At 61.3% G+C, this 24,442-nt stretch carries 19 protein-coding genes; 18 read left to right on the forward strand and 1 reads right to left on the reverse strand.

Features of this window, described 5'->3' with window-relative positions; genetic code table 11:
• The first annotated feature begins 410 nt into the window (after positions 1 to 410).
• The 8 genes from DWX39_RS08960 to rpsJ all read left to right on the forward strand — a co-directional run bounded on the left by DWX39_RS08960 (position 411) and on the right by rpsJ (position 14,165).
• Positions 411 to 3,839, forward strand: a complete 3,429-nt coding sequence (locus DWX39_RS08960; RefSeq protein WP_006235007.1) for a DNA-directed RNA polymerase subunit beta — start codon at positions 411 to 413, stop codon at positions 3,837 to 3,839.
• 6 nt (positions 3,840 to 3,845) lie between these two features.
• Entirely contained in the window at positions 3,846 to 8,324 is a 4,479-nt protein-coding gene (locus DWX39_RS08965) for a DNA-directed RNA polymerase subunit beta' (RefSeq protein WP_199411484.1), read from the forward strand.
• A 201-nt stretch (positions 8,325 to 8,525) separates the two neighbouring features.
• The gene (locus DWX39_RS08970) at positions 8,526 to 9,044 is read left to right on the forward strand and encodes an RNA polymerase sigma factor (RefSeq protein ID WP_233508924.1); all 519 of its coding nucleotides are present in this window, start codon (positions 8,526 to 8,528) and stop codon (positions 9,042 to 9,044) included.
• Positions 8,995 to 10,071: a DUF4179 domain-containing protein gene (locus tag DWX39_RS08975; protein WP_117759494.1), complete on the forward strand. Its 1,077-nt coding sequence runs from the start codon at positions 8,995 to 8,997 to the stop codon at positions 10,069 to 10,071. Before DWX39_RS08970 ends, DWX39_RS08975 begins: the two co-directional genes overlap by 50 nt.
• 681 nt (positions 10,072 to 10,752) lie before the next feature.
• Positions 10,753 to 11,130: a 30S ribosomal protein S12 gene (gene rpsL / locus DWX39_RS08980; protein ID WP_006235012.1), complete on the forward strand. Its 378-nt coding sequence runs from the start codon at positions 10,753 to 10,755 to the stop codon at positions 11,128 to 11,130.
• Positions 11,131 to 11,203: 73 nt separating this feature from the next.
• Positions 11,204 to 11,677 (forward strand): 30S ribosomal protein S7, encoded by a 474-nt coding sequence (rpsG, locus tag DWX39_RS08985; RefSeq protein WP_006235013.1) that lies wholly within the window; start codon positions 11,204 to 11,206, stop codon positions 11,675 to 11,677.
• Between the two features lie 19 nt (positions 11,678 to 11,696).
• Positions 11,697 to 13,796, forward strand: a complete 2,100-nt coding sequence (gene fusA / locus DWX39_RS08990; RefSeq protein ID WP_022094183.1) for an elongation factor G — start codon at positions 11,697 to 11,699, stop codon at positions 13,794 to 13,796.
• 60 nt (positions 13,797 to 13,856) lie between these two features.
• The gene (gene rpsJ / locus DWX39_RS08995) at positions 13,857 to 14,165 is read left to right on the forward strand and encodes a 30S ribosomal protein S10 (protein WP_022094184.1); all 309 of its coding nucleotides are present in this window, start codon (positions 13,857 to 13,859) and stop codon (positions 14,163 to 14,165) included.
• 116 nt (positions 14,166 to 14,281) lie between these two features.
• Here rpsJ and DWX39_RS09000 read toward each other — a convergent pair whose 3' ends face one another.
• Positions 14,282 to 15,058, reverse strand: coding sequence for a biotin--[acetyl-CoA-carboxylase] ligase (locus tag DWX39_RS09000; RefSeq protein ID WP_158561646.1), 777 nt, complete (start codon positions 15,056 to 15,058; stop codon positions 14,282 to 14,284).
• Positions 15,059 to 15,234: 176 nt separating this feature from the next.
• Here DWX39_RS09000 and DWX39_RS09005 point away from each other — a divergent pair, with 176 nt between their 5' ends.
• Genes DWX39_RS09005 through accD form a run of 10 tightly spaced genes read left to right on the forward strand, consistent with a single transcriptional unit; the run spans position 15,235 to position 24,409 of the window.
• Complete coding sequence (locus DWX39_RS09005; protein ID WP_117759498.1) at positions 15,235 to 16,194, forward strand: 3-oxoacyl-ACP synthase III family protein; 960 nt, start codon at positions 15,235 to 15,237, stop codon at positions 16,192 to 16,194.
• Between the two features lie 52 nt (positions 16,195 to 16,246).
• Positions 16,247 to 16,483, forward strand: coding sequence for an acyl carrier protein (locus tag DWX39_RS09010; RefSeq protein WP_117759500.1), 237 nt, complete (start codon positions 16,247 to 16,249; stop codon positions 16,481 to 16,483).
• Positions 16,484 to 16,485: 2 nt separating this feature from the next.
• Positions 16,486 to 17,430 (forward strand): enoyl-[acyl-carrier-protein] reductase FabK, encoded by a 945-nt coding sequence (gene fabK, locus DWX39_RS09015; RefSeq protein ID WP_117759502.1) that lies wholly within the window; start codon positions 16,486 to 16,488, stop codon positions 17,428 to 17,430.
• On the forward strand, positions 17,418 to 18,344 hold the full coding sequence (locus DWX39_RS09020) for an ACP S-malonyltransferase (protein WP_117759504.1): 927 nt from the start codon (positions 17,418 to 17,420) through the stop codon (positions 18,342 to 18,344). Before fabK ends, DWX39_RS09020 begins: the two co-directional genes overlap by 13 nt.
• Positions 18,345 to 18,374: 30 nt before the next feature.
• The gene (gene fabG, locus DWX39_RS09025; RefSeq protein WP_117759506.1) at positions 18,375 to 19,148 is read left to right on the forward strand and encodes a 3-oxoacyl-[acyl-carrier-protein] reductase; all 774 of its coding nucleotides are present in this window, start codon (positions 18,375 to 18,377) and stop codon (positions 19,146 to 19,148) included.
• 39 nt (positions 19,149 to 19,187) lie between these two features.
• Positions 19,188 to 20,435 (forward strand): beta-ketoacyl-ACP synthase II, encoded by a 1,248-nt coding sequence (gene fabF, locus DWX39_RS09030; protein ID WP_117759508.1) that lies wholly within the window; start codon positions 19,188 to 19,190, stop codon positions 20,433 to 20,435.
• Positions 20,436 to 20,438: 3 nt separating this feature from the next.
• Entirely contained in the window at positions 20,439 to 20,912 is a 474-nt protein-coding gene (accB, locus tag DWX39_RS09035; protein ID WP_117759510.1) for an acetyl-CoA carboxylase biotin carboxyl carrier protein, read from the forward strand.
• Between the two features lie 9 nt (positions 20,913 to 20,921).
• Positions 20,922 to 21,344: a 3-hydroxyacyl-ACP dehydratase FabZ gene (gene fabZ / locus DWX39_RS09040; RefSeq protein WP_006235025.1), complete on the forward strand. Its 423-nt coding sequence runs from the start codon at positions 20,922 to 20,924 to the stop codon at positions 21,342 to 21,344.
• Positions 21,345 to 21,354: 10 nt separating this feature from the next.
• A complete protein-coding gene (locus DWX39_RS09045) occupies positions 21,355 to 22,698 on the forward strand; it encodes an acetyl/propionyl/methylcrotonyl-CoA carboxylase subunit alpha (RefSeq protein ID WP_117759512.1) in 1,344 nt (447 codons plus the stop codon).
• Positions 22,685 to 24,409 carry an acetyl-CoA carboxylase, carboxyltransferase subunit beta gene (accD, locus tag DWX39_RS09050; protein WP_117759514.1) on the forward strand — a complete coding sequence of 575 codons (1,725 nt, stop codon included), beginning with the start codon at positions 22,685 to 22,687 and terminating at the stop codon, positions 24,407 to 24,409. Before DWX39_RS09045 ends, accD begins: the two co-directional genes overlap by 14 nt.
• Positions 24,410 to 24,442 lie beyond the last annotated feature (33 nt).

The raw sequence follows: 24,442 nt of genomic DNA on the forward strand, positions 1-24,442 counted from the left end.
CGCCTCTTACACCACATCTCTGCGCGCTACCCTCAATCGGAAACTGCGTCCCAGTTTGAGGCCTCAAAACGGGACGCAGTTTCCGCTTGATCGACCCTCGCCGCCATTCCGTCACTCAGCGGTCCGCACCAGCAGTCTCGTTCACAGAAAATATATGAACAGGTGTTCGATACATACGTATCTACCTGCACCTTTTCTATCGAAAAACTTTGCTACTCCAAAAACTCAATTGCGTCAAGGCTTTTCTTGCCCAACGGTCGGTACCTGATAAACTATTAGGTTGCGATAACTGGCGAAGCTATGCCTCGCCAACCCACCGAGCATTTCCGTGAAGGAGGAAAAACCTGGTGACCTACGCATACACTGCCACTGAGCGCAAGCGCGTCAGCTTCGGGAAAATCCCGGAGGCCATGGAGCTCCCCAACCTTATCTCTGTTCAAAGGGAATCCTTTGAGCGTTTTAAGGACGAGGGCCTTCGTGAGGCGTTCAAGGAATCCAGCCCCATCCAGAGCCAGAACCATGTTCTCGAGGTTACCTTCGGCGAGCATCAGTTCGGCGACCCCGCGCACACCGTCGAGGAGTGCCGCGAGAAGGATATGACCTATCAGGCTCCGCTTCTGACCGACGTCCGTCTCACCAACAAGGAGACCGGCGAGATCAAGGAGCAGCTCGTCTTCATGGGCGACTTCCCCATGATGACTGATCAGGGCACCTTCATCATCAACGGTACCGAGCGTATCGTCGTCTCGCAGCTCGTCCGCTCCCCGGGCGTGTACTACAGCTCCGAGATGGATTCGGGCAAGCAGATCTACAAGGCCCAGATCATCCCGTCCCGCGGTGCCTGGCTTGAGTTTGAGGTCGACAAGCGCGACCAGCTCATGGTCTCCATCGACCGTAAGCGCAAGCAGAGCGCCACGATGTTCCTGCGCGCCCTTGGCATCGCCGTCACCAACGACGACATCATCGAGCTGCTCGGCAACTCCGATGTGATCAAGCGCACCCTGGAGCGCGACACCGCCCTCACCCGCGAGGACGCCCTCATCGAGATCTACCGTCGCCTGCGTCCGGGCGAGCCTCCCACCGTGGATGCTTCCCGCAGCCTGCTCGAGGGCCTGCTCTTCAACCCGCAGCGCTACGATCTGGCCCGCGTCGGTCGCTACAAGGTCAACAAGAAGCTCAACCTCACCACCGAGGAAGAGGTCACGGTGCTCACCGACGAGGATATCGTCGCGACGCTGCGTTACCTGCTGTCCCTCGCTGCCGGCGAGCAGGGCTTCAAGGTCGACGACATCGACCACTTTGGCAACCGCCGCATCCGTACCGTCGGCGAGCTCGTCGCCAACCAGTTCCGTATCGGTATGAGCCGTATGGAGCGCGTCGTCCGTGAGCGCATGAGCTCCCAGGACATCGACGAGATCACCCCGCAGTCGCTCATCAACATCCGCCCGATCGTGGCCTCCATCAAGGAGTTCTTCGGTTCCTCGCAGCTCTCGCAGTTCATGGACCAGGCGAACCCCTTGACCGGTCTGACCCACAAGCGCCGTCTGTCCGCACTCGGCCCTGGTGGTCTTGCCGGCCACAAGTCCGGCTCCAGCCGCCGCACCAACGTGCCGACGGCCGTCCGCGACGTTCACAATTCGCACTACAGCCGCATGTGCCCGATCGAGACCCCCGAAGGCCCCAACATCGGCCTGATCGGCTCGCTCGCCCTCTACGCCCGCGTCAACGAGTATGGCTTCATCGAGGCCCCGTTCCGTCGTGTCGAGAACGGCGTTGCCACCGATCAGATCGACTGGATGACCGCTGACGAGGAAGAGAAGCACGTCATCGCGCCGGCCAACACGCCGCTCGATCCCAAGACCAACGAGTTCATCACGACCGATGCCGAGGGCAAGATCGTTCGTCCGCACACCGTGATCGCCCGTACCCGCGACTTCGACGGCTCCTTCGGCGCTCCCGCCGACGTGCCTGTCGAGGACGTCGACTACATGGACGTCTCGCCGCGTCAGATGCTCTCCGTTGCAGCCACGCTGATTCCGTTCCTCGAGCACGACGACGCCAAGCGTACGCTGATGGGCGCTAACATGCAGCGTCAGGCCGTGCCGCTGGTTCACCCTGCCGCTCCCTATGTCGGTACCGGCATGGAGCGTCGCGCCGCTCTGGACTCCGGCGAGGTCACCCTGGCCAAGAACGCCGGTGAGGTCATCTTTGCCGACGCTGCCAAGATCATCGTCAAGCATGCCGGCGGCATGGACGAGTATCACCTGGCCAAGTACCAGCGCTCCAACCAGTCCACCTGCATCAACCACCGTCCGCTCGTGCGCGTCGGTGACACCGTTGAGCAGGGCGAGCCTCTGGCTGACGGTCCTTCGACCGATCACGGCGAGCTCGCACTGGGCCAGAACCTCACCGTGGCCTACATGCCGTGGGAAGGCTTTAACTACGAGGACGGTATCGTCGTGTCCGAGCGCCTGGTGGCCGAGGACCTGCTGACGACCATCAACATCACCCGTCACGAGATCGACGCCCGCGACACCAAGCTCGGCCCCGAGGAGATCACCCGCGAGATCCCGAACCTATCCGAGGACATGCTTGCCAACCTCGACGAGGACGGCATCATCCGTATCGGCGCCGAGGTCGGCCCTGGCGACATCCTGGTCGGTAAGGTCACGCCTAAGGGCGAGAGCGCTCTGACCGCCGAGGAGCGCCTGCTGCGCGCCATCTTCGGTGCCAAGGCGCACGATGTCCGCGACACCTCCCTTAAGATGCCTCACGGCGCTTACGGCCGCGTCATCGACGTCGTCCGCTTTAGCCGCGAGAACGGCGACGACCTGGCCCCCGGCGTCAACGAGCAGGTGCGCGTCTACGTCGCCCAGCGTCGTAAGATCCAGCAGGGCGATAAGATCGCCGGCCGCCACGGCAACAAGGGTGTTATTTGTAACGTTCTGCCGGTCGAGGACATGCCCTACATGGCTGACGGTACCCCGATCGACGTTATTCTCAACCCGCTGGGCGTTCCTTCGCGTATGAACGTCGGCCAGCTGCTCGAGTGCCACCTTGGCTGGGCTGCTGCCTGCGGTTGGGATACCGAGCAGGCCGACTCCGACAAGTACGTCCCCGGTCCGTTCTTCACCGCCACGCCCGTCTTCGACGGCGCCAAGGAGGACGAGATCGCCGAGGTCATCCGTCGTGCCAACAAGAACATGCTCAACAAGGCCACCGCTGCCTTTGGCGATCACATGCGTCCCGAGTTCGTCACCCAGCTTGACGAGCGCGGCAAGACCCGTCTGTTCGACGGCCGCACCGGCGAGGAGTTCCGCGAGCCCATTACCGTGGGTACGTCCTACATCCTCAAGCTCGGCCACATGGTCGACGACAAGATCCACGCCCGTTCGACCGGCCCTTACAGCCTGGTTACCCAGCAGCCTCTGGGCGGCAAGGCCCAGTTCGGCGGCCAGCGCTTCGGCGAGATGGAAGTTTGGGCACTGTACGCATACGGTGCTTCCAACGTCCTGCAGGAGATCCTGACCGTCAAGTCCGACGATACCGTGGGCCGCGTCAAGACCTACGAGTCCATCGTCAAGGGCGAGAATGTTCCGGTCCCGGGTATCCCCGAGTCCTTCAAGGTTCTCGTCAAGGAGATTCGCTCCCTCGCACTGGACATCGAGCCCATGCACGATGCCGACGAGGACGCCTCCGCCCCCGTGACCGCCGAGGAGACCTCCGCTCTCGACGACCTGGCTGCGCTCGCCGGCGTTGACGCCGACGTCGAGGCCGAGGATGCCGAGACCGCCGAGGCACCCGAGGCTGTCGCCGCCACGACCACTGATAAGGAGTAGTTGACTGTGGCAGATTTCGAAGCTACTGATTTTGACTCGGTAAAGATCTCCCTTGCCTCCGCCGACCAGATCCGTTCCTGGTCGCACGGTGAGGTCAAGAAGCCGGAGACCATCAATTACCGTACCCTCAAGCCCGAGAAGGATGGCCTGTTCTGCGAGAAGATCTTCGGTCCCGCCAAGGACTGGGAGTGCTCCTGCGGCAAGTACAAGGGCATCCGCTTTAAGGGCATCGTCTGCGAGCGCTGCGGCGTCGAGGTCACCTCGGCCAAGGTGCGTCGCGACCGCATGGGCCACATCGAGCTCGCCGCTCCCGTGTCCCACATCTGGTACTTCAAGAGCCCCACGAGCTTCCCGATGAGCCGTATGCTCGACATCAAGTCCAAGGACCTCGAGAAGGTTCTGTACTTTGCCAGCTACATCATCACCGAGGTTGACTATGAGGCCCGCGAGGCCGACGCCGACGACCTGCGCGAGGAGCTCGCCGCCGATCTGGAAGAGATCGATGCCGAGTGCGCCCGCCAGATCGAGTCCCTCAAGGAGCAGGGCGACCCCGAGAACTTTGACGAGTTCTCCGACGAGGAGCCGCTGACCCCCGAGGAGATCGCCTCTGGCATCGTCGACATTGAGGAAGAGTGCAAGGACGAGAAGCAGCTCCGCACGGACGCCTTCAACGCCTTCATGAAGCTCACCGAGCGCGACCTCATCTCCGATGAGCCGCTGTTCCGCGAGATGACCCGCTACTACTCCATGTACTTCAAGGGCGGCATGGGTGCCGAGGCCGTCCGCGACCTGCTCGCTGCCATCGACCTTCCTTCCGAGGCCGAGAAGCTCAAGGCCATCATCGCCGACGAGGACTCCCAGAAGCAGAAGCGCGAGAAGGCCGTCAAGCGCCTCGAGGTCGTTGACGCCTTCCTGAAGGGCGGCAACAGCCCCGCGAACATGATTCTGGACGTCATCCCGGTCATTCCGCCCGATCTGCGCCCGATGGTCCAGCTCGACGGCGGCCGCTTCGCCGCGTCCGACCTCAACGACCTGTATCGTCGCGTGATCAACCGTAACAACCGACTCAAGCGCCTGCTCGACCTGGACGCCCCTGCGATCATCGTGAACAACGAGAAGCGCATGCTCCAGGAGTCCGTGGACGCCCTGTTCGACAACGGCCGTCGTGGTCGCCCGGTCTCTGGCCGTGGCGGTCGCCCGCTCAAGTCGCTCGCCGAGGCCCTCAAGGGCAAGCAGGGTCGTTTCCGTCAGAACCTGCTGGGTAAGCGTGTCGACTACTCCGGCCGTTCGGTTATCGTTACCGACCCCAAGCTGCTGCTGCACCAGTGCGGTCTGCCCAAGACCATGGCGCTGGAGCTCTTCAAGCCCTTCGTCATGAAGCGCCTGGTCGAGCTTGGCAAGGTCGAGAACATCAAGGGCGCCAAGCGCGCTATCGACCGTGGTGCCACCTTTGTGTGGGACATCCTCGAAGAGGTCATCGACGGCCGCGTCGTGCTGCTCAACCGTGCACCGACCCTGCACCGTCTGTCCATCCAGGCCTTTGAGCCGGTGCTGGTCGAGGGCAAGGCTATCCACCTGCACCCGCTGGTCTGCTCGCCCTTCAACGCCGACTTCGACGGCGACCAGATGTCTGTCCACGTGCCGCTGTCCAGCCAGGCTCAGGCCGAGGCTCGCGTGCTCATGCTCTCTGCGAACAACCTGCGCTCGCCGGCATCCGGCAAGCCGGTCAACATCCCCTCGCAGGACATGATCATCGGTGTGTACTACCTGACCCAGGTCCGCGACGGTCTGCCGGGCGAGAACCACGTGTTCTCGAGCTTCGACGACGCGCTGCACGCCTATGACTGCCGCTCCGAGGTCGACATGCAGGCCAAGATCCAGGTCCGCGTGTCCGCCGAGAACGCCAACGTCATCAACGAGGACGGCACCCGTATCTTCCGCGTCAAGAACGGCAAGAACGAGTTTGTTGACTACGACGTCACCGGCAACAAGACCGCGCGCTTCGAGACCTCTATCGGCCGCATCATCTTCAACCGCCAGTGCCTGCCCGAAGACTATGAGTTCATGAACTACAAGATGGTCAAGGGCGACGTGGCTAAGCTGGTTGCGGACTGCTGCGATCGTTACCCCGAGGCCAAGGTCGGCCCGATCCTCGACGCCATCAAGTACTCCGGCTTCCACTACGCTACCCGCGCCGGCCTCACCATCTCGGTGTGGGACGCTCTCATCCCTGCCGAGAAGCAGGGGCTGCTCGACCGCGCCCAGGCCAACGTCGACCAGATCAACGAGTACTTCGAGGAGGGCTTCATCAACGAGACGGAGCGCCACATCGAAGTCGTTAACGAGTGGACCGCTTGTACCGATAAGGTTGCAGCGCTCATGCTCGACATGTTCGACGAGGAGAACCCGCTCTACATGATGGCCGACTCCGGCGCCCGTGGTTCTAAGACCCAGCTGCGTCAGCTCGGCGGCATGCGTGGCCTGATGGCAGACATGTCCGGTGAGACGATCGACCTTCCCATTAAGGCGAACTTCCGCGAGGGCCTGCTGCCGCTCGAGTACTTCATTTCGACCTACGGCGCCCGTAAGGGCCTGGTCGATACCGCATCCCACACCTCGGACTCTGGTTACCTGACCCGTCGTCTGGTCGACGTGGCCCAGGACGTCATCGTCCGCGAGGAGGACTGCGGTACGCACGAGGGCGTCACCTACAACCTCATCATCCCCGGCACCACCGACCTCAACACCGACCTCGTCGGCCGTTGCTTCATTGAGGACGTCGTGGCTCCCGATGGCACCGTGCTCTTTGAGCAGGACGGCTACATCGAGAAGGTCGCCGACATCCAGAAGATGGTCGATGCGGGCCTCAAGAAGGTCAAGCTCCGCGCGCTGCTCACCTGCCGCTCCAAGTACGGCGTGTGCCAGAAGTGCTACGGCTGGGATCTTTCCACCCGTCGTCCGGTCGCCATCGGTACCGCGGTCGGCATTATTGCCGCCCAGTCCATCGGCGAGCCCGGTACGCAGCTTACGATGCGTACCATTCACTCCGGCGGCGTCGCTGGCGTCGACGATATTACGCAGGGTCTGCCTACGGTCAGCCGTATGTTCGATATCGTCGGCAACGTCAACGAGAAGATCCTGGGTCGCGAGGCCGAGCTGGCTCCGTACTCCGGTCACCTCTCGATTAAGCCCGAGAAGTCCGAGTACGTGCTGACGCTCACCGACTCCGAGGATCACACCCGAGTCCTCGACGAGCGTCGCGTCCCCGCTTCGGTGCGCTTTATGCCCGAGATCGAGGACGGCTGCGAGGTTCGCGCCGGCGACCAGATCACCAAGGGCTTCGTCAACTTCCGCAACCTGCGCAAGCTGACCGACATCGAGTCGACGATGCACACCTTCGTCGAGAGCGTTAAGGACGTCTACACCAGCCAGGGCGTCGACCTGAACGACAAGCACATCGAGGTGCTCGCACGTCAGATGCTGCGTCGCGTTCAGATCACCAACCCCGGCGACTCCAAGTACCTGCTTGGTCAGTACGTCGACCGCTACGAGTTCGCCGACGAGGTCGAGCGCGTTGCCCGTCTGGGCGGTCAGGCTCCCGTGGCCGAGCCCGTCATCCTGGGTACGCTCAAGGTCGCGTCCAACATCGACTCCTGGCTGTCGAGCGCTTCGTTCATCCGCACCGCCGGTGTCCTTACCGAGGCTGCCATCGAGGGCAAGGTCGACCACCTGCTCGACCTTAAGTCCAACGTCATCGTCGGTAAGAAGATCCCGGCTGGTACCGGCCTCAAGCCGTATGCCAACGCCAAGCTGACGTATCGTACGGCCGACGGCTACGTGGACATCGATGGCCCGGCTTCGCCCAACGCCAAGTCGCTGCCCGAGTGGGCTCCTGTGGAGCTCAAGGACCTGGACGAGCAGCTCCCGCAGCAGCTCGACTGGGCCGGCTACGACGAGTTCGGTGGTGCTGACGGTTCGTTCACCCGCAACGGCCACACCATCTCCGCCGAGAAGGCTCGCCTGTACCTGTTCGACGACCTGGGCGTGTCGCAGCGCTGGACCAACAAGTTCAGCGAGGTCGGCATCGAGACGGTCGGCGACCTAGTCGGCAAGTCCGAGGAGGATCTGCTGCGCATCGATGGCATCGGTGCCAAGGCGATCGAGGAGCTCCGCGACGGCCTGGAGGCCCACGACCTGCTCTACATCCTCGAGAACAACGACGACGTTGCCGACGAGGAAGACCTCTCGCAGCTGCTGCAGATGGTCTTTAGCCCCGACGGTCCGGACGACATCCTGCTGGGCACCTCCGCCACGCCGACGCATCACGCCGACGCCGACGAGGAGCTCCTGGGCGCCCCGATCGACGACAAGAAGGCTCCCGCCAACGGTGCCATCAACGAGGACATGGCTTCCCTCGACGAGCTGCTCAACCAGCTCGTAGACACCGACGACGCCGAAGAGGCCAAGGACAACGACGAGGAATAATTTCCTAGTACGTTAACCGCCCTTCCAAAGACCCGCTTCCCAACAGGGGAGCGGGTCTTTTTCGTTGAAGAAAACCTGCCAATAAGGGACAGGTTTATTTTGGTCGGCTTTTCATGCTTGAATTTGAAACATTTCGCCCGACAAGAGCGTATCTATGGTGAGGGCCTCATCGAGAACCATTAATGTCACCGGGAGGTGATTATGGAAGAACAAGCTTTTAGACAGGCGGTCGAAGACCACCGGGATGTCGTGTTTCGGATCGCATTGACGTATCTGCGTGATCGCGCTGACGCCGACGATGTCGCTCAAGACGTCTTTCTTAAGTTGCTCAAAAGCGACGCGCAATTTGAAAACTGGGAGCATCTTCGTCGATGGCTTATCCGGGTCACGATCAATGAATGCAAATCGCTCTTTCGAAAGCCGTGGAGGCGCGTGGAGGATATTGAGAATCTGGCCGATTCGCTTTCGACGGCGCAGGAGGAGACCAAGGCGGTCCTGTCAGACGTTATGCGACTTCCGGAGCGATTCCGTGTTCCTATCGTGCTCTATTACTATCTGGGCTTCTCGACTTCAGAAATTGCCGAGTTACTGCATGTGCCAGCCGCGACCGTTCGAACGCGTTTAGCTCGTGGTCGATCGAAGCTCAAATTCATCCTAGAGGAGGGCGACCGTGAAATCCAATCAAATCAAGCAGGCCTTCGAGTCCATCCAAGCCGATAGCGATCTTGCCGACCGTGTTATTGATGCTGCTGCGGGTGAGCCGCTTCATCGAAAGGGCCACGCGAAGCCTCTGTATGTTGCCGTGATCGGATGTCTTGCCGGAGTGCTGGCGACCGGAGGGGTCGCCTACGCCGTCGTCAATTCCAGTTATTTTGCCTCTGCCTGGGGAAACCATGGCAACGGAGAGTCCGTTACCTGGACAAATGGCGGCTCGTCGGGGACGAAATATACCTACACCAGAGAGTTTGGTGATGGTATCGCGCCCCAAAGCCTGGAGGGTGCAGTCCAGAAGGTCAATCTGTCCGTCGAGGGCAACGGCTATACACTCGACATTCATGATATGGCTATCGACCAAAACGGCTGCGGTGCTGTGACGTTTACGCTGTCCAATCCAAATGGTGTTAACTACTACAAGCCGGCAGCAGAGACAGGCGAACTTGTTCTCTATGGTGAAGAAGAACAAGGCATCGGTACACCCAGCATGAACTTCGGCGAGGAATGGGCTGACACACGCAGCACAATTGATAAGGACACATCAAGTGACACGGTCATTAATGGCACGATGTACTTTGCTTCTATGGATCGCGAGCGAGGTTTTCAACATGCGGTCACCTGGAATATCTCGTGGACCGAGGGCGAAGGAGAGGATGCGAAGCCGTTCGAGGCATCGACACCCGAGTTTAGCGTTGGAGCGTACGTCGATACTAAGGAACTCCGCTCCGATGACACGCCTCTCGAGATCAGCCCGTTTTCCATTCAGACGCACATCGATGATCTGGGCATTGACGCAGTCACGAAGAAGTTGACGGTTACCTACAAGGATGGATCGGAGCAGATTATCGAAGATGACGACGCAGGGGCGTTCAACTTATATTTTTCTTATACGCGCAATAGCGGAGAGAACATCTGGGTGCCAACGAAGTTGATTGATGTCGACCAAGTGGTTTCAGTAACGCTCGAAGGCACACGCTGCACTTCAACAGGGGGCGCCGAAACGTCGGAACCCTTTACCATCGTCTATTCGTAAGATTTGGGGCCGCTTTCTACTAGGGGAAGCGGCCTTCTTTGCGGTAAATGGGCGGTTAGACCGCACGATATTCGCCTGCATTCCTGAAGTATGCGGCAAAATCTTGATGGGTCGACCACACCGTATATGCTCAAGCGCTCTACCTGCGGGTTTATTATCGCAAAACCCCGGTGCGCTCGGCGGGTCCAGAATTTGCCGCATACTTCCGAAAGCGCCGCCGATTTCCATGCGACAGGTGAGAGCAGATCACCGTTGGAGCGCGACGTTTCCCCAGATAAAACCGACCAAAATAAACCTGTCCCTTTTTGGCAGGTAACGTTGCCCCGACGAGCACGTCGGATCCCCGGCCCGGGCGGCACAGGGGTTAAGTTTGTCGCGAGTTCCGCACGAGCCGGAGGCCACTTAATGTGGCCTCCGTGCGAGCCAGGACTGTAGAGCAGCAAACTTAACCCCTGTGCCGCCCGGCCCGGGAATCCGCCCCCGCGCACAGGAGGGGATTCCTTTTGTGTAGGCTTTGCGGAAATGTGCCAATTTTGGGATACGCCCGGCGGCGTGGTCTGTTGACGGCACAGCTAACGCCACGTATCCTATCGAACTGCGTGTTTCGTAGGGGATGCTGACCCCTCGATTCAAGCCGTTGCACTTTACAGAAAGCTGGAATCATTCGAGAAGGAGTACGCTTTGCCTACTATTAACCAGCTGGTTCGCCAGGGCCGTCGTTCCGTGCCCAAGAAGTCCAAGAACGCTGCTCTGCAGCACAACTCCCAGAAGCGCGGCGTGTGCACCCGCGTCTTCACCACGAGCCCCAAGAAGCCGAACTCGGCTCTTCGTAAGGTTGCCCGTGTTCGCCTTGTCAACGGCATCGAAGTTACTGCTTACATCCCGGGTGAGGGCCACAACCTGCAGGAGCACTCCATCGTGCTCGTCCGCGGCGGTCGTGTCCGTGACCTCCCTGGTGTCCGTTATCACGTCATCCGTGGCGCCTACGACGCTGCTCCGGTCCAGAACCGTATGCAGGCCCGTTCCAAGTACGGTGCTAAGCGCCCCAAGGCTAAATAAGCCAGATAACGTTTTGATACTTTCGCCGTGTGCCGCCTAAGCGCCGCACGGTAGACACTTAAGGAGATTTCACATGCCGCGTCGTGCAGCAGCTAATCGTCGTGAGGTTCAGCCTGACGCCGTTTACAACAACCGCCTGGTGACTCAGCTCATCAACAAGGTCCTTCTTGACGGCAAGAAGGCCACCGCTGAGCGCATCGTTTACACCGCTTTCGAGATCGTTGCCGAGAAGTCCGAGGGTGGCGACGCTCTCGCTACCTTCAAGAAGGCTATGGACAACGTCAAGCCCACGCTCGAGGTTAAGCCCAAGCGTGTCGGTGGCGCTACCTATCAGGTCCCGATGGAGGTCAACTCCCGTCGTTCCACCGCTCTAGGTATCCGCTGGATCGTCAACTTCTCCCGCGCTCGCAAGGAGAAGACCATGGCCGAGCGTCTCGCCAACGAGATCCTCGACGCTTCCAACGGCCTGGGCGCTTCCGTCAAGAAGCGTGAGGACGTCTTCAAGATGGCCGAGGCCAACCGCGCGTTCTCTCACTATCGTTGGTAAGTTAAGGTAAGGAACTAACATGGCTAAGCCTAAGTACAAGCTTTCCGATACCCGTAACATCGGCATCATGGCTCACATCGATGCCGGTAAGACCACCACGACCGAGCGTATTCTTTACTACACCGGTAAGACCCACAAGATCGGTGAGGTCCATGAGGGCGCTGCCACCATGGACTGGATGGTTCAGGAGCAGGAGCGCGGCGTAACCATTACCTCCGCTGCTACCACGTGCTTCTGGAACAAGGACGGTAAGGACTACCGCATCCAGATCATCGACACCCCGGGCCACGTTGACTTCACCGCCGAGGTCGAGCGCTGCCTGCGCGTCCTCGATGGCGCTGTCGCCGTCTTCGACGCCGTTGCCGGCGTTCAGCCCCAGTCTGAGACCGTTTGGCGTCAGGCTTCTACCTTCAACGTCCCCCGCATCGCCTTCATCAACAAGTATGACCGCGTGGGCGCTGACTTCTTCAACGCTATCGAGACCATGAAGGATCGTCTCGACGCCAACGCCGTGGCCGCTCAGGTCCCGATGGGCGCCGAGGACAACTTCTGGGGCGTCATCGACCTGGTCACCATGACTGCATGGGACTTCAAGGCCGACGAGAAGGGTATGACCTACCCCGAGCCGATGGACGAGATCCCGGCTGAGTTTGCCGACATCGCTGCCACCAAGCGCGAGGAGCTCCTCGACGCTGCTGCCAGCTTTGACGACGAGCTCATGGAGAAGATCCTCATGGAGGAGGACTTCACCGTCGAGGAGCTCAAGGCTGCTCTGCGCAAGGGCGTTCTGGCCAACGAGCTCAACCTCGTCTTCGTGGGTTCCGCCTACAAGAACAAGGGCGTTCAGGAGCTGCTCGACGCTGTCGTCGACTACCTGCCCAGCCCGCTTGACGTCGAGGCCGTCACCGGTACCGATCCGGACACCGGCGAGGAGATTCAGCGTCATCCTTCCTTCGACGAGCCCTTCTCCGGCCTGGTCTTCAAGATCATGACCGACCCGTTCGTCGGTAAGCTCACCTACGTCCGCGTTTACTCCGGCCGCGCCGAGTCCGGCTCCTACGTTGTCAACGCTTCCAACGGTCAGCGCGAGCGCCTCGGCCGCATCCTCGAGATGAACGCCGCCGAGCGTATCGACCGTGACGACGCTGCCGCCGGCGACATCGTCGCTTGCGTCGGCTTCAAGAACTCCACCACCGGTGACACCCTGTGCGCCGAGGGCAAGGAGATCGTCCTCGAGAAGATCGAGTTCGCTAAGCCCGTTATTGACGTTGCCATCGAGCCCAAGACCAAGGCCGAGCAGGACAAGATGTCCCTGGCTCTGACCAAGCTCGCCGAGGAGGACCCGACCTTCCAGGTGTCCACCAACCACGAGACCGGCCAGACCATCATCGCCGGCATGGGCGAGCTGCACCTCGAGATCATCGTCGACCGTCTGCTCCGCGAGTTCAAGGTTGACGCTAACGTTGGTAAGCCCCAGGTTGCCTACCGCGAGACCGCTGGTCACGACGTCGAGAAGGCTGAGGGCAAGTTCGTCCGTCAGTCCGGCGGTCGCGGTCAGTACGGCCACGCCGTCATCAAGCTCGAGAAGATGGAGGAGGGCTTCGGCTACGAGTTCGTCAACGCTATCGTTGGCGGCGTCGTGCCCAAGGAGTACATCCCGTCCATCGACAAGGGCATCCAGGAGGCCCTGAACACCGGTGTTATCGCCGGCTTCCCGGTCCTCGACGTTAAGGTCACCCTGTTCGACGGTTCTTACCACGAGGTCGACTCCTCCGAGGCCGCCTTTAAGATCGCCGGTTCAATGGCTATCAAGGACGCCCTCAAGAAGTCCGACCCGCAGCTGCTCGAGCCGATCATGGCTGTCGAGGTCGAGACCCCCGAGCAGTACATGGGCGACGTTATGGGCAACCTCTCCGGTCGCCGCGGCAAGATCGAGGGCATGGAGGATCGCAAGAACAGCAAGCTCATCCGTGCCAAGGTGCCGCTGGGCGAGATGTTCGGTTACGCTACCGACCTTCGCTCCCAGACCCAGGGCCGTGCATCCTACACGATGCAGTTCGACTCTTATGAGCCCGCGCCCAAGTCCATCGTGGACGAGGTCATGAGCAAGAACGCCTAAGTTCGAGCTCCCTGTTACGTAATCCGCGAGAACATCTCTCGCACTCTTTGGAGGTTTAAGTTGGCTACCCAGAAGATCCGCATTCGCCTCAAGGGCTATGATCACGAGGTCGTCGATCAGTCCGCGAAGCTCATCGTCGAGACCGCTCAGAAGACCGGCGCTCGCGTTTCCGGTCCTGTCCCCCTGCCCACCGAGCGCAACCTGTACACGGTCATCCGCTCGCCGCACGTGAACAAGGACTCCCGTGAGCAGTTCGAGATGCGCACCCACAAGCGCCTCATCGACATCCTTGACCCCACCTCGGGCACCGTTGATTCGCTCATGCGTCTCGACCTCCCCGCTGGCGTCGACATCGACATCAAGCTCTAAGCGATATCGCTCATAGCTTACAGAGCCCCGCTGTCATTACGGCAGCGGGGCTCTTTTGTTTGGCATGATGGGTTTGGATCGCCGGATAAGGCTGCCGAACGGCTGGCTGTGGCGACCTACTCACTCAAGGGGCGCAATGACGCCTCCTCAAAATGGAAGGATCGCAAGCCGTCTTCTGTTTCGATGCACGCGCGACCAAAGGCATCGACGGTTTTAAAGATGCCGCGTGCCAGCTCGTCTCCAGCGGGTGAGCGGGCGATAACGTGCTTCCTAATCCAATTGAGGTGAGCGATATATTCGTCGTGGACGGGCGCGATCGGACCGGCGTCTTTTTCCTTGGCGTTGAGGCGCTCTGCCCAGGCATCTACAGCGTCTATAACTGCGTGATAGACCTCATCGAGGAGCATGTCGACGGCAGGAACGTTCTCGTTAAGGTCCGAGAGGCCAATTGCCGCCAGGCCGCCATCGGGCACCTCTTGGGGCGCATAGTTCACATTGACGCCAATGCCGCATACGGCGAAAGGTTTGCCTTCGTTATCGCGTGCGGCCTCGACCAGAATGCCGCCGAGTTTGCGTTCACGCGCGACCAGGTCGTTGGGCCATTTGAGGCCAATTTCGTTTGCAAGACCCTGTTTTTCGAGCGCCTCGAGCACCGCTAGGCCGCTGACGGCGGCAAGACCAGAGTACTTCGCAGGATTAACGCATGGACGCAGGACAATCGAAAGCAATAGGTTGCCGGCGGTTGAATCCCACTTGTGGCCGCGCCGGCCGCGTCCTGCCGTCTGAGCCTGGGCGGCAAGTCCCGTGCCGTGCGGCGCTCCCTGTTTTCCTGCTTCGAGCAGGTCATCGTTGGTCGATCCGGTTACGTCGACTATCGTTAATTTGGCATCCATTATGGCTGCCACCTCCTTAATGAATAAGTGAATAACGCAATGGTCTCGAGAGATAGACACAATGTGAAGCCTTTGTCGCATTTGGACAATTTAATGTTAACACGTCAACAACGACAAAATTGCGCTATCCTCTCTTGGTCGATGTAAACACGTCAACAACTCAAAGGAGGTTAGTGATGGGTTTCACGATTCTTGGAACAGGCTCGGCGCTTCCTGAGCGCAGTGTTTCCAATGACGAGCTGTCCGAGTTCCTCGATACCTCGGATGAGTGGATTTTTACCCGCACAGGTATCAAGAGCCGCCACGTCTGCACCACCGAGTCACTTGACGACCTTGCCGTAGCGGCGAGCGAGCGGGCACTCCGGGTGTCCGGAATCGACGCGAGCCAGCTGGATCTGATCGTCTGCTCGACGACGACAGGTGATCACCTTGTTCCCGCTGAGGCGTGTGCCGTTGCTGAGCGACTAGGCGCGACGTGCCCTGCCTTCGATGTCTCGGCGGCTTGTGCCGGCTTCGTATTTGCGCTCGATGTCGCCGAGGGCTACATCGCCCGCGGTCGCGCCGAGCACGTGCTGGTCGTTGCCGCCGAGCAGATGACGCGCGCGCTCGATTGGACCGACCGTGCCACGTGCGTGCTCTTTGGCGATGGGGCAGGCGCCGCAGTGATTGGGGCTGGGGGAGACAACCCCCTTGCCGTTGAGCTTTCGACGGCGCCCGACGTCGAGACGTTGCGCGTTCCCGGTCTGGTCGGTACCTCGCCGTTTAAGGCCTCCGCAGATAGCGAGAGCGTGCTGTCCATGAATGGCCGCCGCGTGTTCAAGTTCGGCGTCAACGCCATCTGCGACACGGTCCATAAGCTTGCGAGCGATGCGGGCATTTCGGTCGAAGACATCGATCATTTTGTATTCCATCAGGCTAACGAACGAATCCTGAGTCAGGCGGTCAAGCGCCTCGGCGTGCCAGACGAGCTCATGGTTCGAACGCTGCGGGAGACCGGCAACATTTCGAGCGCCTGCATTCCCTTTGCGCTTGACCGACTGGCACGCACCGACGCACTGAATGTGGGCGACACCATCGCCCTCGTTGGATTTGGCGCCGGCCTGGATATAGGTGGCTATCTGCTTCGTTGGAAGTAGTCGCACATAGGAAATAAAACCGCCCCTAGGGCACAAACAAAGGAGAACTACCATGGCAGATCAGAAGACCTTCGAGCGCGTTTGCGACGTTATCCGCGAGACGGCTGGCCTTGACGACGTCGAGATGAGGCCCGAGTCAACGCTCGAGGAGATTGGTCTCGACAGCCTTGGCACTGTCGAAATCCTCGTCGCCGTCGAGGACGAGTTTGGCATTGAGCTCGATACCGAGGAGAATCCCAAGACGGTCGGCGAGTTCGTCGATACGGTCGAGGCGGCATTGGAGAAGTAGTGATGCTCAAGTCTCCTCTCTGCGATCTGCTCGGCATCGAAAAACCCGTGTTCCAGGGTGGCATGGCCTGGATTGCCGACGCCTCGCTGGCATCTGCCGTGTCCGAGGCAGGCGGCTTAGGGATTATCGCGGCCATGAATGCCGACGCAAACTGGCTGCGCGATCAGATTCACGAGCTGCGCGCCAAGACGGATAAGCCCTTTGGCGTCAACGTTATGCTCATGAGCCCGTTTGTCGACGAGGTCGCACAAGTGGTGATTGATGAGCAGGTGCCCGTTGTGGTGACCGGCGCCGGCAATCCCACCAAGTACATGAAGGCCTGGGGCGATGCGGGCATCAAGGTTATTCCCGTCGTGGCTTCGGTGGCGCTGGCGCGTCTCGTGGCGCGTCGCGGAGCCACTGCCGTGGTTGCCGAGGGTACCGAATCAGGCGGCCATATTGGCGAGACCTCGACGATGGCACTGGTGCCGCAGGTTGTCGATGCGGTCGATATTCCCGTGGTCGCGGCTGGCGGTATCGCCGATGGCCGCGGTGTGGCGGCCGCCTTTATGCTCGGCGCTGCCGGCGTCCAGGTGGGAACACGCTTTCTGGTCGCAAACGAGTGCACCGTATCCGAACAGTACAAAGAGCTGGTGCTCAAGGCAGGCGACACGTCGACGCGCGCGACCGGTCGCTCGACGGGACATCCGGTTCGTGCCCTCAAGAGCCCCTTCACCAACGCGTATGCCAAGAACGAGGCGGCGGGCGCAAGTCCCGAGGAGCTCGGGGCCATGGGCACGGGTGCGCTTCGCAAGGCGGCAAAGGACGGTAATTACGAAGAGGGTTCGTATTTGTGCGGACAGATTGCCGGCATGGTCAACGAGCGCCAGAGCGCTCGCGAAATCGTCGACGATCTGGTCGGCGGCGCCGAGCATGTCCTGAAGGGTGCGTCCGCATGGGTAGCGTAGCGTTTCTGTTTGCCGGTCAGGGTGCCCAGCACCCCGCGATGGGCGTCGACCTCATCGAAGCATCGCCGGCGGCTGCCGAGGTGTTCGCCATTGCCGACGAGGTGCGCCCGGGGACCAGCGAGCAGTGCCGGAGCGCCTCCAAGGAGGAGCTCTCGCAGACCGAGAGCACGCAGCCTTGCGTGTTCGTGCACGACTTGGCTGTCGCCGTCGCCCTGCGCGAGCGCGGCGTGGTGCCTGCCGCCTGTGCGGGATTCTCGCTGGGCGAGGTCGCTGCACTCACCTTTGCGGGGGCATTCGATACGCGAGCGGGTTTTGAGCTCGTATGTGAGCGCGCGGCATTGATGGCCACGGCGGCCGAGCGTCACCCCGGTGGCATGCGCGCCGTCATCAAACTCGATGCGGCGCAGGTCGAGGGCTTGGCAAAACAGGCCGGCGAGGACTGCTGGCCGGTCAACTACAACAGCCCCCAGCAGACGGTTGTGGCCGGAGCGCCCGAGGCGCTGCAGGAGCTCGACGTTCTAGTGAAAGAGGCTGGCGGTCGCGCCATGAAGGTCGCGGTGTCGGGTGCATTCCATAGCCCCTATATGGCCGAGGCGACCTGTGGCCTTGCTGCATATATCGAGGCCGGTCACGCGCCGTCCCCGCTGCTCATTCCTGTTATGGCAAATATGACAGCGGCGCCCTATCCGGCCGACCCGCAGGCGGCAGCGGAGATGCTTGCCAACCAGGTGAGTCATGCCGTGCGCTGGGTCGACACGCTGCATGCTCTGCAGGATCAAGGCATCGATACGTTTATTGAGGTCGGCCCTGGCAAAACGCTGTCCGGCTTGGTCAAGCGTACGTTGAGCGACGTTCGCGTGTATTCGTGCGAAACGGCAGAACAGGTCGCAGCTATTGCCAACGAGCTCGCATAGCCCATAGGGCTGTAACCCGAAAGGAATGACATGGGCAACTTGAACAACGGCGCGCTCGAGCGCATCGACTCGCGTCGCGTGGCGCTGGTCACGGGCGCCTCGCGCGGTATCGGTCGCGCTTGTGCCGTGGGCCTGGCGGAGGACGGCTTTGATATCGCCGTCATCTATGCCGGAAGCGTCGATGCGGCGCGTGAGACGTGCGAAGCCTGCGAGGCGGCTGGCGCCACGGCGCGCGCATATCAATGTGACGTGGCCGAGCCCGATGCCGTCAACGCGTGCGTGGAGACGGTCCTCAACGACTTTGGCTCCATTTGGGCGCTTGTCAACAACGCCGGCATCACCCGCGATGGCCTGCTCATGCGTATGGGCGACGATGCCTTCGACCGCGTGCTCGATGTCAATCTCAAGGGCACATTCAACACGACGCGCGCGCTCACCAAGACCTTTATGCGTCAGCGCGGCGGTTGCGTCATCAACATGAGCTCGGTCGTGGGCCTAATGGGCAATGCCGGGCAAGCCAACTACGCTGCCTCCAAGGCGGGCGTGATAGGGCTTACCAAGGCGGTGGCACGCGAGCTTGCGCCCCGCGGCGTGAGGGTTAATGCGGTCGCTCCCGGGTTTGTCGAAACAGATATGACGGCAAAGCTCTCGGAGAAGGTGCGTGCGGCAACCGAGGAACAGATTCCCCTTAAGCGCATGGCACGCCCCGAGGAAGTGGCCGGCGTGGTGCGCTTTTTGGCGAGTGATGCGGCTGCCTACATTACGGGTGAGGTCGTGCGCGTCGACGGCGGAATGGCGATGTAGAAACCAGGGCCGAAGAACGGCTTGAATGAGGAGAGCATGATGGAACAGAGAGTTGCAATCACCGGCATCGGTGCCGTGTCGCCGCTTGGCAACACCGCGCTTGCCACCTGGGCGGCCATGTGTGCCGGGACCTGTGGCATCGGCCCGATTACGCACTTCGATACGGATGCGTTTGCCGTCAAGGTGGCGGCCGAGGTCAAGGGCTTTGACGGCAACGACTACTTTGGCAAGCACGATGCCAAGCACTTAGACCCCTGCGTTCAGTTTGCACTGGCGGCGTCGGACGAGGCCATGCACGATGCGGGCTTTGATGTCGAAGGCGCCATCGATCGCGAGCGCCTGGGCGTCTACGTGGGTTCAGGCGTGGGCGGCATGCAGACGCTTGTCGACAACGTCCATACGATTGCCGACCGTGGGCCCCGCCGCGCATCGCCTTACATGATTGCGATGATGATTCCCAATATGGCTTCGGGCAATATCGCGATCCGCCACAAGGCAAAAGGCCCGACCCTGCCCGTGGTGACCGCGTGCGCGACCTCGGCTCATGCCGTGGGCGAGGCGTTCCGCGCCATCAAGCATGGCTATGCCGATGCGATTCTCGCCGGCGGTGCCGAGGCGGCCATCATCCCCGATGCCGTTGCGGGCTTTACGTCCTGCCGTGCACTCACTACCAATCCCGATCCTGCGACGGCTTGTCGTCCGTTCGATGCAGACCGCGACGGCTTTGTGATGGGCGAGGGCGCCTGCGTGCTCGTGCTCGAGAGCATGGAACATGCGCAGGCGCGCGGTGCGCACATTTACGCCGAGGTCGTGGGCTACGGCAACACCGATGATGCCTATCACATCACGAGCCCCGATCCCGAGGCTGCCGGCATTGCCCGTGCGATATCGCTGGCGGTGGCCGAGGGCGACGTTAAGCCTTCCGAGGGCCTCTACATCAACGCTCACGGCACCTCGACTAAACTCAACGATTCGTCCGAGACGGCGGGCATTAAGCGTGCGCTCGGCGAGGACGCGGCGCGCGCGGCGCACGTCTCGTCGACCAAGTCGATGACCGGCCACATGATCGGTGCTACGGGTGCCATCGAGGTCATGGCCTGTGCCATGGCGCTCGAGCAGGGCGTGGTGCCCCCGACCATTAACTACCACACGCCCGATCCCGCCTGCGATCTTGACTACACGCCTAATCGAGCGGTTCGCGCCGACCTTACCTGGGCGCTTTCGACCAACCTGGGCTTTGGCGGGCACAACGCCGCCATCGCGCTGCGTAGATATACGAGGAGCTAGAGCATGGATTCCAAAAGACTTGCCGAGATAGCCGATGTTATGGAGGACCGCGGCCTCACGCGCGTGCGTGTTGAGGAGCCCGATGGCACCGCGGTCGAGCTCGAGCGCGCGAGTGCGGCGCAGCCGGTTGCCGTGCCCATGCCTATGCCGAGTGCCATGGCCGCTCCAGTTGCAGCTCCCGCAGTCGCGCCTGCCGCACCGGAACCCGCCGCGCAGACACCTGCCGCCGCGCCGGAGCCTAAGGGCACCGAGGTGACCGCTCCCATGGTCGGCGTTTTCTATGCTGCCCCGGCGCCGGGCGACGAGCCGTTTGTGCACGTGGGCTCCAAGGTCAAGGCCGGCGAGACCCTCTGCATCATCGAGGCCATGAAGGTCCTCAACGAGGTGACGGCCGAGGCAGACGGTGAGGTGCTCGAGATCTGCGTGGCCGACGGCGACCTCGTGGAGTTCGGCAGTTGCCTTATGAGGATCGGATAGGTGATATCCATGAACAAAGAAGAGCTTAAAGAACTGTTACCGCATCGCGAGCCGATGCTTTTGCTCGACGAAGCCGAGCTGGTGGGCGACGAGGCCCACGGCAAGATCACGATTACAGGCGACGAGTACTTTTTGCAGGGACATTTTCCGGGAAACCCGGTCGTTCCCGGCGTGATTCAGTGCGAGATGCTCGCCCAGAACTGCTGCGTGCTGCTGATGGGCGATGAGGAGGCGCGCGGCGCGACGCCGTTCTACACGAGTCTGGACAAGGTGCGCTTTAAGCGTCCGGTGCGCCCGGGCGACACGGTGGATCTAGTGTGCTCCATCACGCGTGCGCGCGGGCCGTTCCGCTTTGCGACGGGTACTGCGAGCGTCAACGGTGAGGTTTGCTGCCGCGCCGATATGTCTTTTGCACTCATGCACGAAAGTTAAGGAAGGCTCCATGTTCGACAAAGTGCTCATCGCCAACCGCGGCGAAGTCGCGGTCCGTGTTATCCGCGCGTGCCGCGATATGGGCATCAAGACCGTCGCCGTTTATTCCACGGCCGATGCGGACGCGCTACACGTGCAGCTTGCCGACGAGGCGTATTGCATCGGCGGCCCGCGTCTTGCCGAGAGCTACCTCAACGACGATGCCGTGCTCACCTGTGCCGTAAAGTCGGGGGCAAAGGCGATCCATCCCGGCTATGGCTTCTTTTCCGAGAAGGCGAGCTTCGTGCGCGACTGCGACAAGTTCGGTCTGGCGTTTGTCGGTCCTTCGGCCGAGGTGATCGACAGCATGGGCGACAAGGACGCTGCACGCCGAACGGCCGCCGCGGCGGGCGTGCCTATCGTGCCGGGCTGCGATTTGCTCAAAAGTCCCGAGGAGGCAACGGCCGAGGCTGAGCGCATTGGCTGCCCCGTGCTTATTAAGGCGCGTGCGGGTGGAGGCGGCCGCGGTATTCGCAAGGTCGAGCGCGTGGAAGATGCGGCAAAGGCGTTCATCGAGGCGCGTGCCGAGGGCGAGGCCGTTTTTGGCGACGGCGAGTGCTACATGGAGAAGTTCGTCGCGCCGGCGCATCACGTTGAGGTGCAGATTATGGCCGATAAGCAGGGCCATGTGTTTTCGCTCGGCGAGCGCGAGTGCTCGGTGCAGCGCCGCAACCAAAAGCTGATCGAGGAGAGCCCCGCGCCGTGCCTCGACGGACGCGATGATATTCGCGCGCGCATGCACAAGGCCGCGCGCGACCTGGCTCGTGCCGTCGGCTATGAGGGTGCCGGCACCATTGAGTTTTTGTACTCAGATGACGGTAATTTCTACTTTATGGAAATGAACACGCGCCTGCAGGTTGAGCATCCGGTCACGGAGTTTGTGACCGATACCGACTTGGTCAAGTGGCAGCTGCGCGTGGCAGCCGGCCAGCCTCTGCCCTTTGAGCAGGAGGACATGCCGGTGCGCAACCACGCCATGGAGTGCCGCATCAATGCCGAAACGCCGGACTTTCTGCCGTCATGCGGAACGGTCACCGCGTTGCGTGTGCCGGGTGGTCCGCGCGTGCGCTGGGATTCGGCCATGTTTACCGGAGCGAACGTTCCGCCGTACTACGACTCCATGCTCGGCAAGCTCATCGTGTGCGCGCCCACGCGTGACGGTGCCATTCGCAAGATGCGCTCGGCCCTGGGCGAGCTCGTGATTGAGGGCGTGAGCGAAAATAGCGAGCTTCAGCTCGACGTGCTGGCAAACGACGAGTTCTTGTCGGGCATGTACCACACCGATCTGATGGGGCATCTCTATGCTGATGAATAGAAAAGCGAAGGCGGTCAATGTTCTTGAGGGGCCGATGACCGAGTCGTGCGCCGAGTTTCCCGCGCGCCACGTGTTTATCAAGTGTCCGGAGTGCCGCCGTGTGATCGATGAGGCACGCCTGCACGACAACCTCGAGGTGTGCCCCCGTTGCGGCAAACACTTTCGCGTGAGCGGTCGCGCGCGCATGCGCATGACGGTCGACGAGGGCACGTTTGAGGAATGGGATGCCAATCTGGCGTCGGAGGACTTCCTCTCGTTTCCCGGCTATGCCGATAAGCTCAAGGGCACGGTCGAGCGTTCGGGTGAGCGCGATGCCGTTGTGTGCGGCAGGGGCAAAATCTGCGGTTGCGATACGGCACTCTTCTTTATGGACGCCAACTTTATGATGGGCTCGATGGGTTCCGTGGTGGGCGAGAAGATCTGTCGTACATTTGAGCGTGCGACCGAGCTGGGATTGCCAGTTGTCGGCTTTACCGTTTCGGGCGGCGCGCGCATGCAAGAGGGCGTGACATCGCTGATGCAGATGGCCAAGATTTCTGCGGCGGTTAGGCGCCACAGCGAGGCGGGCGGTCTGTATATCACGGTGCTCACCGACCCCACGACCGGAGGCGTAACCGCGAGCTTTGCCATGGAGGGCGACATTATCCTGGCCGAGCCCGATGCCCTGACGGCATTTGCCGGCCCGCGCGTGATCGAGCAGAACATGCACAAGCGCCTGCCCAAGGGATTCCAGCGCTCCGAGTTTTTGCTGGAGCACGGCTTTTGCGATGCCGTTGTTCCGCGTGGCGAGATTGCGCTCACGATAGGCGAGCTGCTGGCACTGCACGAAGGGCACGCGCCCGGCCTGGGGGCACCGCATGAAATCGTGCATACGGGTCGCCGCGGCAAAAAGCTGGGACACTTGTTCAAGCGCTCGTCGGCACCAAAAACCGCGTTCGAGATTGTCAGGCAGACCCGCTCGGCAGATCGCGTCACGGCAGGCGAGATGATCTCGCTGGGCCTGGATGGATTTGTGGAGCTGCACGGCGACCGTTACTTTGGCGACGACGCCGCTGTGGTGGCCGGCATTGGTTGGAAAGACGGACGCCCCGTAACGGTCATCGCCATCGAGCGCGGTACCACGACCAAAGAGCGTATGCGCCGCAACTTTGGCATGGCGCATCCCGAGGGCTACCGCAAGGCGCGGCGCCTTATGCGCCAAGCCGAAAAGTTTGGTCGACCGGTTCTGTGCCTGGTCGATACTTCGGGCGCGTTTTGCGGCATCGGTGCCGAGGAGCGCGGCCAGGGCGAGGCGATTGCCCAGAATCTCATGGAGATGAGCGGTCTTAAGACGCCGATTGTCTCGGTGGTGACAGGCGAGGGCGGCTCCGGTGGCGCGCTGGCGCTGTCCGTGGCCGACCGCATCCTGATGCTCTCGAGCTCGGCCTATTCGGTCGTGAGCCCCGAGGCCTGTGCGTCGATCCTGTGGAAGGATACCGAGCGCGCGAATGAGGCCGCCGAGGCGCTGAAGCTCACGGCTCCCGATCTGTTGGCGCTCGGCATTATCGACGGCATTATTGACGATAGGGGCCTGTCGCATGAGGAGATCGCCGGTTCCGTCATGTCCTCGGCATTTGATGCCTTCGATACGCTTGGGCGGCTCGATGACATGACCCTCACAAACCTCCGCTACGAAAAGTACCGCACAATCGGTCAGTACCACACGATGTGACAAAGGAAAGGTCTGTATGTCACATTGGGAAAG

Origin of the sequence: Collinsella sp. AF19-1LB, assembly GCF_003459655.1 — a bacterium.
Taxonomy (GTDB): domain Bacteria; phylum Actinomycetota; class Coriobacteriia; order Coriobacteriales; family Coriobacteriaceae; genus Collinsella.

What these genes read in the sequence shown, in the direction of transcription:
- DWX39_RS08960 (WP_006235007.1), top strand. Translation starts at nt 411, where the DNA reads ATGGAGCTCCCCAACCTTATCTCTGTTCAAAGGGAATCCTTTGAGCGT.
- DWX39_RS08970 (WP_233508924.1), top strand. Translation starts at nt 8,526, where the DNA reads ATGGAAGAACAAGCTTTTAGACAGGCGGTCGAAGACCACCGGGATGTC.
- rpsG (WP_006235013.1), top strand. Translation starts at nt 11,204, where the DNA reads ATGCCGCGTCGTGCAGCAGCTAATCGTCGTGAGGTTCAGCCTGACGCC.
- fusA (WP_022094183.1), top strand. Translation starts at nt 11,697, where the DNA reads ATGGCTAAGCCTAAGTACAAGCTTTCCGATACCCGTAACATCGGCATC.
- DWX39_RS09000 (WP_158561646.1), bottom strand. Translation starts at nt 15,058, where the DNA reads ATGGATGCCAAATTAACGATAGTCGACGTAACCGGATCGACCAACGAT.
- DWX39_RS09005 (WP_117759498.1), top strand. Translation starts at nt 15,235, where the DNA reads ATGGGTTTCACGATTCTTGGAACAGGCTCGGCGCTTCCTGAGCGCAGT.
- DWX39_RS09010 (WP_117759500.1), top strand. Translation starts at nt 16,247, where the DNA reads ATGGCAGATCAGAAGACCTTCGAGCGCGTTTGCGACGTTATCCGCGAG.
- fabK (WP_117759502.1), top strand. Translation starts at nt 16,486, where the DNA reads ATGCTCAAGTCTCCTCTCTGCGATCTGCTCGGCATCGAAAAACCCGTG.
- DWX39_RS09020 (WP_117759504.1), top strand. Translation starts at nt 17,418, where the DNA reads ATGGGTAGCGTAGCGTTTCTGTTTGCCGGTCAGGGTGCCCAGCACCCC.
- fabG (WP_117759506.1), top strand. Translation starts at nt 18,375, where the DNA reads ATGGGCAACTTGAACAACGGCGCGCTCGAGCGCATCGACTCGCGTCGC.
- fabF (WP_117759508.1), top strand. Translation starts at nt 19,188, where the DNA reads ATGGAACAGAGAGTTGCAATCACCGGCATCGGTGCCGTGTCGCCGCTT.
- accB (WP_117759510.1), top strand. Translation starts at nt 20,439, where the DNA reads ATGGATTCCAAAAGACTTGCCGAGATAGCCGATGTTATGGAGGACCGC.
- fabZ (WP_006235025.1), top strand. Translation starts at nt 20,922, where the DNA reads ATGAACAAAGAAGAGCTTAAAGAACTGTTACCGCATCGCGAGCCGATG.
- DWX39_RS09045 (WP_117759512.1), top strand. Translation starts at nt 21,355, where the DNA reads ATGTTCGACAAAGTGCTCATCGCCAACCGCGGCGAAGTCGCGGTCCGT.
- accD (WP_117759514.1), top strand. Translation starts at nt 22,685, where the DNA reads ATGCTGATGAATAGAAAAGCGAAGGCGGTCAATGTTCTTGAGGGGCCG.